Annotated in this window: 16 protein-coding genes; 6 read left to right on the plus strand and 10 right to left on the minus strand. The window is 67.5% G+C overall.

The annotated features are described in order from the left end of the window. Nucleotides 1–4 precede the first annotated feature (4 nt). The 4 genes from AC1REK_RS02835 to AC1REK_RS02850 all read left to right on the plus strand — a co-directional run bounded on the left by AC1REK_RS02835 (nucleotide 5) and on the right by AC1REK_RS02850 (nucleotide 2,905). Nucleotides 5–1,222, plus strand: a complete 1,218-nt coding sequence (locus AC1REK_RS02835) for a URC4/urg3 family protein (RefSeq protein WP_492267262.1) — start codon at nucleotides 5–7, stop codon at nucleotides 1,220–1,222. Nucleotides 1,223–1,323: 101 nt separating this feature from the next. Beyond that, nucleotides 1,324–1,965, plus strand: coding sequence for a uracil phosphoribosyltransferase (upp, locus tag AC1REK_RS02840; RefSeq protein ID WP_316018612.1), 642 nt, complete (start codon nucleotides 1,324–1,326; stop codon nucleotides 1,963–1,965). Nucleotides 1,966–2,030: 65 nt separating this feature from the next. Next, complete coding sequence (locus AC1REK_RS02845) at nucleotides 2,031–2,459, plus strand: Xre family toxin-antitoxin system antitoxin (protein ID WP_066468768.1); 429 nt, start codon at nucleotides 2,031–2,033, stop codon at nucleotides 2,457–2,459. Next, nucleotides 2,459–2,905, plus strand: a complete 447-nt coding sequence (locus AC1REK_RS02850; RefSeq protein WP_492267261.1) for an RES family NAD+ phosphorylase — start codon at nucleotides 2,459–2,461, stop codon at nucleotides 2,903–2,905. Before AC1REK_RS02845 ends, AC1REK_RS02850 begins: the two co-directional genes overlap by 1 nt. Before the next feature lie 113 nt (nucleotides 2,906–3,018). Here AC1REK_RS02850 and AC1REK_RS02855 read toward each other — a convergent pair whose 3' ends face one another. From AC1REK_RS02855 to AC1REK_RS02900, 10 genes are all read right to left on the minus strand, one after another. Further along, complete coding sequence (locus AC1REK_RS02855; protein WP_066468228.1) at nucleotides 3,019–3,438, minus strand: DUF1236 domain-containing protein; 420 nt, start codon at nucleotides 3,436–3,438, stop codon at nucleotides 3,019–3,021. A 101-nt stretch (nucleotides 3,439–3,539) separates the two neighbouring features. Then, nucleotides 3,540–4,088 carry an ureidoglycolate lyase gene (locus AC1REK_RS02860; protein WP_492267260.1) on the minus strand — a complete coding sequence of 183 codons (549 nt, stop codon included), beginning with the start codon at nucleotides 4,086–4,088 and terminating at the stop codon, nucleotides 3,540–3,542. A gap of 103 nt (nucleotides 4,089–4,191) precedes the next feature. Further along, nucleotides 4,192–5,160: a tripartite tricarboxylate transporter substrate-binding protein gene (locus tag AC1REK_RS02865; protein ID WP_492267259.1), complete on the minus strand. Its 969-nt coding sequence runs from the start codon at nucleotides 5,158–5,160 to the stop codon at nucleotides 4,192–4,194. A 65-nt stretch (nucleotides 5,161–5,225) separates the two neighbouring features. Beyond that, on the minus strand, nucleotides 5,226–6,728 hold the full coding sequence (locus tag AC1REK_RS02870; protein ID WP_492267258.1) for a tripartite tricarboxylate transporter permease: 1,503 nt from the start codon (nucleotides 6,726–6,728) through the stop codon (nucleotides 5,226–5,228). Nucleotides 6,729–6,732: 4 nt separating this feature from the next. After that, nucleotides 6,733–7,251, minus strand: coding sequence for a tripartite tricarboxylate transporter TctB family protein (locus AC1REK_RS02875; protein ID WP_492267257.1), 519 nt, complete (start codon nucleotides 7,249–7,251; stop codon nucleotides 6,733–6,735). Next, nucleotides 7,251–8,240, minus strand: a complete 990-nt coding sequence (locus AC1REK_RS02880) for a LysR family transcriptional regulator (protein WP_316018605.1) — start codon at nucleotides 8,238–8,240, stop codon at nucleotides 7,251–7,253. The genes AC1REK_RS02875 and AC1REK_RS02880 overlap by 1 nt, the downstream gene beginning before the upstream one ends. Nucleotides 8,241–8,474: 234 nt before the next feature. Next, the gene (locus tag AC1REK_RS02885; protein WP_492267256.1) at nucleotides 8,475–9,416 is read right to left on the minus strand and encodes a DMT family transporter; all 942 of its coding nucleotides are present in this window, start codon (nucleotides 9,414–9,416) and stop codon (nucleotides 8,475–8,477) included. Between the two features lie 86 nt (nucleotides 9,417–9,502). After that, nucleotides 9,503–10,165 (minus strand): glutathione S-transferase family protein, encoded by a 663-nt coding sequence (locus tag AC1REK_RS02890; RefSeq protein ID WP_492267255.1) that lies wholly within the window; start codon nucleotides 10,163–10,165, stop codon nucleotides 9,503–9,505. Nucleotides 10,166–10,297: 132 nt separating this feature from the next. Then, nucleotides 10,298–10,789: a hypothetical protein gene (locus AC1REK_RS02895; RefSeq protein ID WP_492267254.1), complete on the minus strand. Its 492-nt coding sequence runs from the start codon at nucleotides 10,787–10,789 to the stop codon at nucleotides 10,298–10,300. 112 nt (nucleotides 10,790–10,901) lie between these two features. Further along, the gene (locus AC1REK_RS02900) at nucleotides 10,902–12,059 is read right to left on the minus strand and encodes an acyl-CoA dehydrogenase family protein (RefSeq protein WP_492267253.1); all 1,158 of its coding nucleotides are present in this window, start codon (nucleotides 12,057–12,059) and stop codon (nucleotides 10,902–10,904) included. A gap of 342 nt (nucleotides 12,060–12,401) precedes the next feature. Here AC1REK_RS02900 and mgtE point away from each other — a divergent pair, with 342 nt between their 5' ends. Together mgtE and AC1REK_RS02910 are read left to right on the plus strand one after the other, a co-directional pair. Continuing rightward, nucleotides 12,402–13,784 carry a magnesium transporter gene (gene mgtE, locus AC1REK_RS02905; protein WP_492267252.1) on the plus strand — a complete coding sequence of 461 codons (1,383 nt, stop codon included), beginning with the start codon at nucleotides 12,402–12,404 and terminating at the stop codon, nucleotides 13,782–13,784. 56 nt (nucleotides 13,785–13,840) lie between these two features. Continuing rightward, nucleotides 13,841–14,338 carry a GNAT family N-acetyltransferase gene (locus tag AC1REK_RS02910; protein ID WP_492267251.1) on the plus strand — a complete coding sequence of 166 codons (498 nt, stop codon included), beginning with the start codon at nucleotides 13,841–13,843 and terminating at the stop codon, nucleotides 14,336–14,338.

The raw sequence follows: 14,338 nt of genomic DNA on the forward strand, positions 1-14,338 counted from the left end.
TGCCATGCCCGATCGCGATCCCGAAGCCGTCCGCCAGCTGCTGAAGCCGGCCGTCATCCGCGAGCGTGCGCAGGAGATGCTGCAGCTCGGCTTGGATGGACGGCTCTCGCATTTCACCGTGCATCCCGAGCGGCTCGAAGCCTGCGCGGACTATGTGCTGGCGACGATCCGCCGGAACTATCCGACGCTCGAGATTCCTTTCCATGCGCGCTGGCGGCATTTTTTCGTCGCCGGCACCGATCGTTGGCGCGCCCTCGACGAGGCCGCCGGATTCGCCGATGCCGGTGCGCGCGGCCGTGCCGCCTATGATCTCGCCATCGTCAGCGTCCTCCTCGATGCTGGCGCCGGTCCCGCCTGGCGCTATCGCGACGCGCTGACCGGAGAGTTCATCGCCCGTTCGGAAGGGCTGGCTCTGGCCTCGCTCGACATGTTCGCCGCCGGCCTGTTCTCCGGCGATCCCGCCGACCCGCTGCGCGTCGACAGCGCTGCGCTGAAGAGGCTCGATGCGGCGGCGCTCGCCGAGGGTTTTCAGGCCGGCCCCGACAATCCGCTGCTCAGTGTCGAGGGCCGCGCCGCCCTGCTCAACCGGCTCGGTGAGGAGCTGGAGAAGCACGGTCTCGACCGGCCGGGCGGCCTGTTCGACCGGCTTTTCGCCGCGGCTGAGGGCGGCACGCTCCGCGCCAGCTATATCCTGTCGCAGGTGCTCGAGGTGCTCGGAGGCATCTGGCCCTCGCGCCTGAGCTATGCCGGCATCCCGCTCGGCGACAGCTGGAAGCATCCGCTGATCGCGCAGGGCAGCATCACCGCCGGCATCGTGCCGTTCCACAAGCTCTCGCAATGGCTGAGCTATTCGCTGATCGAGCCGCTGCAATGGGCCGGTGTCGACGTCGTCGGCATCGACGAGCTCACCGGCCTGCCGGAATACCGCAATGGCGGTCTGCTGCTCGACCTCGGCGTGATCGCGCTGAAGCACGAGGATGATCGTGCCGGCGCCCATGAGGTCGGCTCCGAGCTCGTCGTCGAATGGCGGGCGCTGACCGTCGCCTTGCTCGACCGGATCGGAGAGCTGGTGCGCGAGCGCCTCGGCCTAACGCGCGAGCAATTGCCGCTGGCAAAGGTGCTCGAAGGCGGTACATGGGCAGCCGGCCGCCGCATCGCAGCCGAGAAGCGCGAGGGCGGCGGGCCGCCCTTGACCATCGTCAGCGACGGCACGGTATTCTGAGTTCAGGGCCAGCGACATCATCGGCCCTCATCCTTCGGGCGCAGGGCTTTCGGCTGGCGCCTCAGGGTGAGCGTCGAGACGACAAATGAGGGGCTACTAGAATGGCAACGCATTCCGACGGCGTCACCGTCGTCGACCACCCGCTGGTGCGGCACAAGCTGACGCTGATGCGCGAGAAGGACCGCTCGACCAAGAGCTTCCGGCAGCTCCTCAACGAGATCGGCATGCTGCTCTGCTACGAGGTGACCCGCGACCTGCCGACCGAGATGATCGAGATCGAGACGCCATTGCAGAAATCGATGCAGCCGGTGATCTCGGGCAAGAAGCTGGTCTTCGCGCCGATCCTGCGGGCCGGCGTCGGCTTCCTCGACGGCATGCTCGAGCTCGTGCCGGCCGCCCGCGTCGCCCATATCGGCCTCTACCGCGATCCCGAGACGCTGCAGGCGGTCGAGTACTACTTCAAGGCGCCCTCCGACATTGCCGACCGCATGATCGTGGTGATGGACCCGATGCTGGCGACGGCGAACTCCGCGGTCGCCGCCGTCGACCGGTTGAAGGAGCGCGGGGCGCATGACCTGCGCTTCGTCTGCCTTCTCGCGGCGCCCGAGGGCATCGCCCGCATGCGCGACGCCCACCCCGATGTCCGGATCTGGACGGCCGCGATCGACGAGCGTCTCAATGATCACGGCTACATCGTACCCGGCCTCGGCGATGCCGGCGACCGCATGTTCGGGACGCGCTGAGCGCCTGTCCTTGTCGTTCTGGCGATATGCCCTTATCTTGTAGGCATATTGCCAAGGAGGCGACGGTGACGACGATCCGTGCAGTGGACGTGGTTGGCGGCCCAGAGGTGATCGGCGCTCCGCTCGACAGCGCGCGCGCGATCATCGCTGCGGTCCGGCGCGGCTTCCCGGTGGCGGCGGTGGAACACGTCATCGCCAGCGGCCGCATGACGCTGGCCGAGATCGACGAGGTCGTGCTGCCGCGCAAGACGCTCAGCCATCGCCGCAAGATCGGCACCCTAACCAGCGAGCAGTCCGACCGGCTGGTCCGGGCTGCCCGCGTCATCGCAGAAGCGGAAGAGACCTTCGGCTCGCAGGAGAAAGCCGGCAGGTGGCTGCGCCGGCCGACCGAGGCGCTCGGCGGTGAGAAGCCGATCGCGCTGCTCGACACCAGCGAGGGCGCGGCCGAGGTGGAGACGCTGCTCGGGCGGATCGCGCACGGCATCGCTGCCTGATGCGGGTCTGGCGCGTCTGCCGCGCCGCGTTCGCCGATCTCAGCGGGGAGGGGGCAAGGCTTTATGGCGGGCGCTGGAACTCGCCGGGGCGGCCGGTCGTCTACACTGCCGAGAATCCCGCCCTCGCCATCCTGGAAGTCAGGGTCCATCTCGATCTCGAGCCGGACCTGATCCCCGACGACTACGTCCTGGTCGAGATCGACCTCGCCGAGGCCGCTTGTGAGGAGATCACGGTATTGCCGGAGAACCCGAGACAGCTCGGCGACGCCTGGCTGGCGGACGGGTATACGCCGGTGCTGAAAGTGCCCTCCTTCGCCGCGCCGCGTAGCGCCAACTTTCTGATCAACCCTGCGCGTGTCAGCGGGCGTTCCGTCGCGGTGATCGGGCAACAGAAATTCAGCTTCGACCGCCGCCTCTGGTTGCCGCTGTCCGGTACGATCCTCTAAGCGCGACGCTCCTGTCATGCGAAAGGCCCGGCCATTTCTGGGCGGGCCCCCGCTGCCGGCTTTCACTCAGGCCGCGATGGCGCGAGCGGAGCCGGAGCGTTGAAACTGCTCGCTTATTCGATGACCTGGACGATGCGGCGGGTCTGCGGATCGACCAGGACGGTGCGGTTGTTCACGACCGTGTAGCGATAATCGGTCACGCCGTATTCGCGCGGGACTTCGTAATAGCGGACGCCCTCGCGCGGCAGCGTCGCGCCGACCACGACCGGCTCCGCATAGGTGTAGGACGGAACGCGCTGCTCGACGACATAGGTCTGGAAGCGCGGAGTGTTGTCGCCGATGATCGCACCGACGACGGCACCGCCGACACCGCCGACCACAGCGCCGACCGGGCCGCCGACCACGGCGCCGCCGACCGCGCCGGCCGTCGCGCCGCCAACCGCGCCACCCTGGGCGCCCTGCGGATTCTGCTGGGCAAAGGCCGTGGCCGGAACAATGGCGAGGGCCGCTACGAGAGCAAGCTTCTTGAACATTTCCGTTCTCCTTCTGAGGGAAACCTCGGCAGCAAGAACGGCAAAACACCCGGCAAGTTCCGCCGGTCCGGGTCACGAGCTGTGAACGTTCGTGAACGGCTTCAGGGATTGTCCTTGTCGATCAGCGGCTTCGTGGCGATCACGATCTCCGTCCCGGCTGCGGCGAAATCGAAGACCTGAGTCCGTTGCGGCGGCCTGCCGGCATTGGCGAAGAGTTCGTCGACGGTCGCTTCCTCGGAGAGGAACAGGAAGTCGGCATGCGGCCCGGCTTCCGGGTACGCATCGATCGCGTGCCAAGTGCCGCGGCTGAACATCACGCCCTCGCCGTCGAGGCGGAAGGCGCGCAGAGCCTCCGGCTCAGGCGGTGTCTCGGAAGGCTCTGCGACCACGATGATGGCCGGCGGCCCGCCGAGCGGCAGGCGCGCCTCGGTGACGTGGAGATGGCGCTCGATCACCGCCACGACGAAGGGCCGGGCATGGTAGCGCACGAGCTGCAGGCGCGGCCTGGTCTCGGCGGCGAAGGGCTGGACCCAGATGTCGTAGCCATCTCGACCGGCATCGCGCGGGCCGGAGGGAGCGAGAACGCGGCCATAGGGCGCGAAGGCCTCCGGCGTCAGCGGCGCTAAGGGGATACGGATCGTCCGGTTCATGCTGCATCCTCTATGGAGATCGCGGGCCCTGTCGGAGCCCGAAAGCAAACGGCGGGCCTTGCGGCCCGCCGTGACGATGCTGCGATGCTTCAGCGCCCGGAGTTTACTTCGGCGCGGCCGAGAGCACTGGCGAGAGCTTGTCGGCGTCGCGCTTGATCAGCGCGGCGAAACCGGCCGGCTTGCGCTCCTCGGCGGTCGGGATGACCGTGCCGAGGTCGAGCAGGCGCTTCTTGACGTTCTCGTCGTTCAGGGCCTTGTCGAGCGCGTCGACCAGCTTGTCGACGACCTCCTTCGGGGTGCCCTTCGGCGCGGTCAGGCCGTTCCAGGCCTCGATCTGGTACTCGGGCAGCCCGGCTTCCTTGGTGGTCGGGATGTTGGGCAGGGCCGGCGAGCGCTCAGCCGAGGCAATGGCGTAGGCCTTGATCGTGCCGGCCTTGACCTGCTCGGAGACGGAGACGATCTGGTCGCACATGAAGTCGATCTGCCCCGAGACCAGGTCGTTCAGCGCCGGGCCGGTACCGCGATAGGCGACCGAGTTGAGCTTCGGCACGCCGAGCTGGCCCTTGAGCAGGGTGCAGGTCGTCCACGAGACCGAGCCCACGCCGGCATGCGCCTCGTTGAGCTTGTCGGGGTTCGCCTTCACGAAGGTGACGAACTCCTTCAGGTCCTTCGGCGCGAGATCCTTCTTGGCGACGATCAGGATCGGCGTGCCGCCGGCGAGGCCGATCGGCTGCATGCCGTTGATCGGGTCGTATTTCAGCCCGGGATAGGTCGAGGGCGCCGCCGAGAAGGTGCCGAGATGGCCCATCGCGATGGTGTAGCCGTCCGGCGCCGCAGTCAGCGCGCGGGTGATGCCGGTGGTGCCGCCGGCGCCGGCGACGTTCTCGACCACGACCTGCTGGCCGAGCGTCTTCGACATGCTCTCGCCGACGATGCGGGCGATGATGTCGGTCGGTCCGCCGGCCGCGAAGGGCACGATCATGGTGATCGGACGCTCCGGGTATTTCGTCTGGGCCTGGGCCGGGGCGGCGAGCGCCAAAGCCGCGACGACGCCGAGGGCGAGCTTCTTCATGCGTATTCCTCCCATTGAACGGTTGTCGTGAGCGTTGCGAGGTTCAGGGCTGCGAGGCAACCCCGTCATTCGGTGAAGACCTCGTCGCGCTTCTTCGCCATCGAAGGCAGCAGCGCGATGACCAGGATCGCGACCGCGACCACCAGCAGGCCGGCCGAGATCGGCCGCTCGATGAAGGTCATGAACGAGCCGCGCGAGATGATCAGTGCCTGGCGCAGCTTCTCCTCCATCAGCTTGCCGAGCACGAAGCCGAGCAGCATCGGAGCCGGCTCGAAGCCGAGCTTGATCAGGAGATAGCCGAACAGGCCGAACAGCGCGGTGAAGGCGACGTCGACCGGCTGGTTGTTCACCGAGTAGATGCCGATCGAGCAGAAGATCAGGATCGCCGGGAACATCAGGCGGTAGGGCACCTGCAGCAGCTTCACCCAGACGCCGACCAGCGGCAGGTTGATGATCAGCAGCATGAGGTTGCCGATCCACATCGAGGCGATCATGCCCCAGAACAGCTCCGGGTTCTTGGTCATGACCTGCGGGCCGGGGATGATGCCGTGGATCGTCATCGCGCCGACCATCAGCGCCATCACTGCATTCGGCGGAATGCCGAGGGTGAGCAGCGGGATGAAGGCGGTCTGCGCGCCGGCGTTGTTGGCCGATTCCGGCCCGGCGACGCCCTCGATCGCGCCCTTGCCGAAGCGCGACGGATCCTTGGCGATCTTCTTCTCGAGCGTGTAGCTGGCGAACGGGCCGAGCACCGCGCCATTGCCGGGCAGGATGCCCAGAACGCCGCCGATGAAGGTGCCGCGCAGGCAGGGCGCGGCCGATTGCTTGATGTCTTCCCAGCTCGGCAGCAGCCGGCCGATCTTGGCCTTCACGACGTCGCGCGCCTCGGGATTCTCGAGGTTGCGCAGCACTTCGGCGAAGCCGAACACGCCCATCGCCAGCACGGCGAAGTCGATGCCGTCGGCCAGCGGCGGGAAGCCGAAGGTCATGCGCTCCTGGCCGGTCTCGAGGTCGGTGCCGACGGTCGAGAGCAAGAGGCCGAGCATGATCATGCAGAAGGCCTTGAGGATCGAACCGCGCGCCAGCACGACCGCGAAGCACAGGCCCATCACCATCAGCGAGAAGTATTCGGCCGGGCCGAACAGCAGGGCGAGCTTGGTCAGCGGGGCGCCGAGCGCCGCGATGATCAGCGTCGCGAAGCAGCCGGCGACGAAGGAGCCGATCGCCGCGGTACCGAGCGCGACGCCGGCGCGGCCCTGCTTGGCCATCTGGTGGCCGTCGAGCGTGGTGACGACCGCAGTCGCCTCGCCGGGGATGTTGACCAGGATAGCGGTGGTCGAGCCACCGTATTGCGCGCCGTAATAGATGCCGGCGAGCATGATCAGCGCGCCGACCGGGTCGAGCCCGAAAGTGATCGGCAAGAGCATAGCGATGGTGGCGACCGGGCCGACGCCCGGCAGCACGCCGATCAGCGTGCCGACAAGGCAGCCGACAAAGGCGAGGGCGATGTTCTGCAGGCCGAGCGCGACGGAGAAGCCGAGCCCGAGATTGGCGATCATGTCATGCATCGTGTCAGATCCCGAAGAGCCAGGGCGCCAGCGGGATCGGCAGGCTCAGCGCGTATTTGAAGAGGAGGGCACAGGCGATGGTCATCGCGATCGCGAAGATCGCCAGCTCCTTGAGCTTGACGTCCTCCGCAGCAAGGCCGGAGACGAAAACGACGAGCGGCCCGGAGACCAGCATGCCGAGGGCTGGCACCTTCAGCGGGCCGATCTCGAAGCCACGGATCGTCAGGCCGAACAGGCAGGCGGCGCCGAGCACGAACAGGACGCCGCGCCAGGACCAGCCGGCCAGCTTCTCGCCCTTGTAGCGCAGCGAGTTCACGCTCAGCAGCAGGCCGAGGGCCGCGCAGATCACGGCGAAGGATTTCGGCAGCATGCCCGGACCGAGCTGCCGCAAGGTGCCGGCTGCCAGATCGCGCGACAGGAACAAGGCGAGCCCGGCGAGGCCGATCATGAACAGTCCCGCCGCGAAATCCTGGGTCGATCGGATACGCAGCCCCTGCGCCGACTCGATCTTGTTCAAACTCATCAGTAACCTCCGGCTTGGGTCGCGACGGCGCGCATCGCGGGCTTTCGGGCGTGTACCGGCACAGTGAAGGGCAGGGTGATACGCTCGTCGATCAGCGTGACGCTCTCTCGCAGGATGGCGAGAAAATCGTCGCGCGCGGAAAGCTTCTGCTGCGGCCGCCAGGCGACACCGACGAGCGCGCCGGGCGGCGGCGGGTCGAGCAGTGCGCCGCGCAGGCGGCGCATGGTGACGCCGGGAAAACTCAACCGCGAAACCCAGTCCGGGGCCAGCGACATGCCGAGCCCGGCCGCCACCGCCGACATCATCGCCGGCTTTTCGGTTGCTTCGATGATGACGTTGGGAACGGCGCCGACGCTCTCGAAATAGGCCATGACGAGGTCGTAGGCGAAGGGACGGATTCGTTTCGACGGCACCACGAAGGGCTCGCCGACGAGGTCCTGCATGGTGAGATCGTCGCGCGCGGCCAGGGGGTGTGCGTCGTTCAGTACGACGATCGGGCGCTCGACCCGCAACACCTCGAAGGCGCAGTCGGTCGGCTTGCGCGGCGGGCGCAGCAGCGCCAGGTCGAGCTTGCCGGCTTCCAGCATCTGGACGAGCGGCGCGGTCATCGCCTCGACGAACTTGATCTCGATGCCGGGATGGCGGGCGCGGAAGGTCACCAGCGCCTCGGGCACGAAGCTGGAGGAGGCTGCGTCGATCGCCCCGACCCGCAGCACACGGCTCGAGGCCAGAGAAGCCTCCCGGACGGACCGCGAGGCACGCTCCATCCTGACCAGGATGCCCTTGGCTTCCTCGAGCATGATCAGGCCGGCGCGCGTGAGTGCGACCTGACGGGTCGTGCGCGTCAGCAGGCTGACGCCGAGTCCATCCTCCAGCGCGCTGATCTGGCGCGAGAGAGCGGGTGGCGCGAGGCCGAGCCGCTCGGCCGCACGGCCGAAATGAAGCTCCTCCGCCACCGCGATGAAGCATCGCAGTTGCCGCAGATCCATGGTTGTCGCGTCTCCCCTCTGGCGTATCGCTTTTTGTGATATCGTCCAGTGATTTCTGTTATGCCCCTTTAGCGTCAACCGCTTAATTTGCGACCCTAGAGCAATTCATAATTTATTGGCAACAAAGCTCATTGCCACGGCGGCGGCATCCACAGGGGGAAAGCCGCTCCCATGGCCGGGCGATGCTGTAATCGGTTGAATTTTGGGGATTTTTCCGCGCTTGACAGAAGCCGGTCAAGCGGTCGGGGCGCCCGCTCGTCTGGTGTTCCACAAGGTTGCGACCCGGCCGTCGATCAGTGCGAGTCCGACGAAGATCGCGGCCATGCCGGCGAAATGGCGCGGCAGAAGCTCCTCTCCGAGCAGGCCGGAGCCGAGCAGGATGGCGCTGACCGGGATCAGGAAGGTGACCAGCATGACGTTGCTCGGCCCGGCGGTGCGCATGATCCGGAAGAAGATGATGTAGGCCAGGGCCGTCGAAATCAGCGCCAGGCCCACCGCCGCGAGGACGGCCTGCTGCGAGGGGACCGGCAGCGTCCAGGGCGGGTGCAGGAAAAACACGATCGGAACGATCATGATGGTCGAGGCGGACAACTGGCCGGTGGCGGCGACGAGCGGCGGCAGGCCGCGGAAGCGCCGGCCGAACAGGCCTGAGAACGCGTAGGAGACCGCAGCAAGAACGCAGGCGAGCTGCGCCGCGAGATTGGAGCCGAGGCCGCCGAGCGCATCGGGCCCCATCAATATGCCGACGCCGATGAGGCCGGCGAGGACGCCGCCGAGCTTCAACCCGGTCGCCTTCTCATTGCCGAAGCAATGCATCACCAGCACGGCGAAGATTGGCGTCGTGGCGTTCAGGATCGAGGCGAGGCCGCTTGCGATCTGCTGCTGGCCCCAAAGGAACAGGCTGAACGGGATCAGGTTGTTGAGGACGCCCATGCCGAAGAAGGCGAGCCAGAGACTGCGTCCCACCGCCATGGATTGCCCGGTGATCCGGACCACCAGCAGCAGCGACAGCGCGGCAAGGCCGACGCGGACCTGAACCACCGCGAAGGGCGGCCATTCCGCCACGGTGAGCTTGTTGAAGAAGAACGAGCCGCCCCACAGGACGGATAGGACGACGAGCAGGAGCCACTCGGTCGGGCCCATGCGCAGCGCGGGAGCGGAGGTCGGCTGTGTCATGGTGCAATCTGTGTTCGCAGGGCGGGTCAGCCTGCGTCAGTAGGCGGCCGGGCTTTGCCCGGCCACCCGATTTCCGCAAGGCAGGCTCAGGCGGCTTCCGCCTCGCGCGCCGCCCACATCGCCTTGAAGGCCGGACGGGCATGGCAGGCCTCGAGCCAGGCCTTGACGTTCGGGGCGGCGTCGAAGAGCTGCGCCGCCGGTTTGGCGTAGCGGATGATCTCGGCGACGTTGATGTCACTGACGGTGAAGCGCCCGCCCATCACATAGCCGCCGCCTTCCGCCAGGGCCTTGTCGAGCACTGCAAAGGGGGCGGGCAGGGCGGCGAGCGCGGCGGCGACGATGGCCGGGTCGCGCTTCTCCGGCGGATAGGCCGCGAGGTGATAGGTCAGGTTGAGCGCATGCGTCTCGCATTCGGTCGCGGCCCACAGCGCCCACATTGCCGCGAGCCCTTCCTCCTGCACGTCCTTGGGCGCGACCGGCCCGCCATGCTTGCGGGCGAGGTAGAGGTTGATCGCCAGCGATTCGTGCAGGACGAAGCCGTCATCATCGATCGACGGGATGTGTCCGTTGGGGTTGACCTTCAGGAATTCGGGGCTGCGGGTATGGAGCGGCGCGCCGGGCGCGTCTGGATCGGCGAGGCGGTAGGCCTGAATCACCGGAACCTGCTTGAAAGAGATGCCAAGCTCGTTGGCGAGCCAGACATTGCGCGTCGCGCGCGAGCGGTGACAGCCATAGATGGTCAGGGTCATGGGCGGAATTCCGGCGGGCGGGAGGAACTCCGGATCGCAGGTAACCGGAGCGAGCCCGTTCAGGTAGCGGATCGGATCAGGCGATTGTCAAGATCGCTGCGCGCGTGCCGGCGCGGCCCGGGACGCCCTTGCTCACATGGTTCTCAGTTCACAGCGCGGATGGCTGATCGAGATCGAGCGCGCGACCGCCCTTTCGCCGTTGGAGATCCGCCGGTAGCGATACTCCGTTTCGCCCGGCTGCAGTGGGTACTGGACCTCGATCGAGCAGCGAGGGCCATCGATGGTCAGGTAAATGACCCGCGTGAAGTTGGTATAGGCCGTATAGTTCGCCAGTCTCTTTTCGCTGATCACCTTCCAGAGCTGCCTGGTGCCCGGTCTTCCCAGTGTGCTGGATCGGTTGCCGGAAGATGCGGCGCGCCCGCTGGCCCGGCTTTCCGCGACGCTGACCTGACCAGTCGATTTGATCGCGGCGCTGATCTCGACCTTCGTGTGGCTGAAGCCGCGCGAGGGCGCGATCCGCTCGTGCTGCTCGATGAACTCCACCTTGGCCAGCAGCTCGGACGGGTAGGCGCGGGAGACGGGCCCGAGGGAAAGGCACAATCCGAAAACCAGTGCCCTCGACACGATCGCCCCCTGACGTTGCCCTGTGATCGCCGTTGCAGCCCGTAGCCTTCTGCCGCTCCGCTCCCGCCCGAATTGTGATGTCCACCGCCGGCATTGTCGACGCAGACCTCGTTCAGCCGAGCTGACGCAGGGTCTCGCGGGCGATGATCAGCCGCTGGATCTCCGAAGTGCCCTCGTAGATGCGGGTGATCCGGGCGTCGCGGGCATAGCGCTCGACCGGGAAGTCGCGGCAATAGCCGGCGCCGCCATGGATCTGGATCGCGGCATCAGTGCAGCGATGCGCCGCCTCCGAGGCGAAGAGCTTGGCCATCGAGGCTTCCCTGGCGAAGGGCTCGCCGCGGTCCTTCTTCGCGGCGGCGTCGAGGATCAGCAGGCGCGAGGCGTGGAGGTCGAGCTCGCGATCGGCGATCAGCCATTGCAGACCTTGGAATTCGGTCAGCGCCTGACCAAACTGCTTGCGCTCGCGGGCATAGGATTTGGCAGCGTCCATCGCCGCGCGGGCGATGCCGAGCGAAACCGAGGCGACGCCGATGCGCCCGCCGGCGAGCTCGCCCACCGCGACGCGGAAACCGTCATTCTCCTTGCCCATCAGGGCCTCGGCGGGAATGCGCGTGCCCTCAAAGCGGATCGTGTTGGTCGCCGAGCCGGTCTGGCCCATCTTCTTCTCGGCCTTGCCGACGCTGACGCCCGGTGTATCGGCGGGGACGAGGAAGACCGAGATGCCCTTGCCCTTCGGCGCGTCCGGGTTGGTCACGCCCCAGACCACGAAGAGGCCGGCATACTCTCCGGATGTGATGAAGATCTTCTCGCCGTCGAGGACATAGGCGTCGCCGTCGCGGCGAGCGCGCAGCTTCATGCCGCCGGGGTCGGAGCCGGCGCCCGCCTCGGTCAGGCAGAAGGCGCCGGCCGGGTAGGTCCCGTCGGCGAGCTTGGGCAGATGCTCGGCCTGCTGCTGCGAGCTGCCGACGGCCTGGATCACCTCGCCGACCATGTTGGTCACCGAGGTCGTCACCGCCGTCGAGGCGCAGGCTGCGGCCAGCTCCTCCAGCGCCAGGGCGAAGGCGACGGTGCCCGCTTCCGAACCGCCGAAGCCGGCCTGGATGTTGAGGGCCATGAAGCCGTTCTCCGCGAGCAGCTTCAGGTTGGCGAGGAATTCGGCCCGGCCTTCGCCGCGGTCGAGCGTCTCGGCGAGCGGAGCCAGCCGGTCGGTGGCGAGCTTGCGGGCGCTGTCGCGGATCAGCTCTTCCTCTTCGGTGAAGGCAAATTGCATGCGGTTGCGCTCGCTGGACTGGACGGATGACGGGGAGCTTAGAGCGCGCCGTCGTTGGCGCCAACGCGAAGCTTTGCCCGGCGGGTTTTGCGCTGGCGGGCGCTCGCCCGAACCCTGAAGTTTCGACTTGACGGCGCGGATCGCGAGGCGCATGTGCCGCGCTGTTCGCCGGCTCGCGCCTTCCGCTCGTCCGGCGACCTCACAGGAACCTTTGAACCCCATGCCAAGCGACAGTCCCAGTCGACAGTCCTTGCCGTCGCCGGCCCGCCCGGGCGCCTGAACCCTAACCGGCAGGCTCGCCCGCGTTCGGCCGATCGACGGCCGAACGAAAGGAAGCGGGCCATGAACGCCGCTGTTACCGAAATCCTGCCCACCGTCGGCTTCGCCGCGTCGGCTCTCGCCGTCACGCTGAGCCGCGCCCATGTCGCCGACATCGTCGAAGCGCTGAACGAGCATCCGCCGGCCTATGCCGCCGATGTCCTGCTCGATCTGCCGAAGGCGCGCGCGGTCGACGTTCTCGACCAGCCAGAATTGCGCGAGCCGGGTGCGATCCTGAAGGCGCTGCCGCTCGAGCGCGCGGTCGCCTTCATCCAGGCGATGTCGTCGGACCGCGTCGCCGAGCTGTTCCGCAACGACCTCTCCGAGCCTGAGCGGCATCGCTATGTCGCGAAGCTCGACCACGAGACCAAGGCCGCTCTCGCCTCGCTGCTCGCCTATCCCGAGCACAGCGCCGGCGCGATCATGACCACCGAGTTCGTCAGCGTGCCGGCCGACTGGACGGTGGCGCGCACGCTCGACCATGTCCGCACCGTCGAACGCACCCGCGAGACGGTCTATGCGATCTATGTGCTCGATCCCGTCACCGGCGGCCTGCAGCAGGCGGTAGCCCTGCGCCGCCTGATCTCGGCCGAGCCGGGGGCGCTGGTGGGTTCCGCCGCCGGGCGGCGCGAACCGGTCAGCGTCTCGCCGCTGACCGATCGCGAGGAGGTGGCGCGGCTGATCGCCAAGTACAACCTGCTCGCCGTGCCGGTGGTCGACGATAACAGCCGCGTGCTTGGCATCGTCACGGTCGACGACGTCATCGACGCGATGATCGCCGAAACCACCGAGGACGTGCACAAGCTCGGCGGCATGGAAGCGCTCGGCGTGCCCTACCGCGAGATCGGCTTCTTCAGCATGATCCAGAAGCGCGCCGGCTGGCTCAGCGTGCTCCTGCTCGGCGAGATGCTGACGGCCTCGGTGCTGCAGCACTATGAGGGCGCGCTCGAGAAGGCGATCGTGCTGACCCTGTTCATCCCGTTGATCATGAGCTCGGGCGGCAATTCCGGCTCGCAGGCGACTTCGCTGATCATTCGGGCGCTGGCATTGCGCGAACTCGTGCCGGGCGACTGGTGGCGCGTTGCACTCCGGGAGCTGCCGACCGGGATCACGCTCGGCGCCATCCTCGGGGCGATCGGCGTCGTCCGCGTCGTGGTCTGGCAGAAGCTCGGCTTCTACGACTATGGCGAGCACTGGCTGCTGGTTGCGGCGACGGTTGGCGCGGCCTTGCTTGGCATCGTCACCTTCGGCTCGCTGACCGGCTCGATGCTACCCTTCATCATGACGCGGCTCGGCTTCGATCCGGCCAGCGCCTCGGCGCCCTTCGTCGCGACCCTGGTCGATGTCTCCGGGCTGGCGATCTATTTCAGCATCGCCTCGCTGATCCTGACCGGGACGCTGCTTTAGCGGAACGAGCCGCGCCCGCCTTGCAGCGCGGGCGCGGTTCTTGCTTGAAGGCCTCCATGGATATCCTGACCGAGCGGCTCTCGCTTCGCCCCACCAAAGCCTCCGACGTGCCGGCGCTCTTCAGCTTTCTCGGCGACGCGCAGGCGATGCGGCACACCGCGCATTTCACCACATTGCGCGCCTGCCGCCGCCACGTCGCCGGGCATGAGTGGCAGCGTCGCCGGCTCGGCTGCGCGCCCTGGACGGTCCGAAACCGGAGCGACGGGGCGATCATTGGCTGGGGAGGGCTGTTCGAGGACCCGTTCGATCCGGGCTGGGGTGTCGAGCTCGGCTACTGGTTGGCGCCCTCGGCCTGGGGCACGGGCTATGCGAGCGAACTCGCGGTGGCGAGCGTCGCCGAGGCGCGCGACCGGTTGCGGCTGCCGGAGCTGCGGGCCTTCGCCCGCCCGGAGAATGTCGGCTCGTGCCGGGTTCTCGAGAAGGCCGGTTTCGCGATCGAGCGCTACGTGCCCGAACTGGAACGCAATCTCTACCGGCACGCGCTTGCGCGCTGA

This window comes from Allobosea sp. GW823-FHT02B03, from assembly GCF_058797755.1.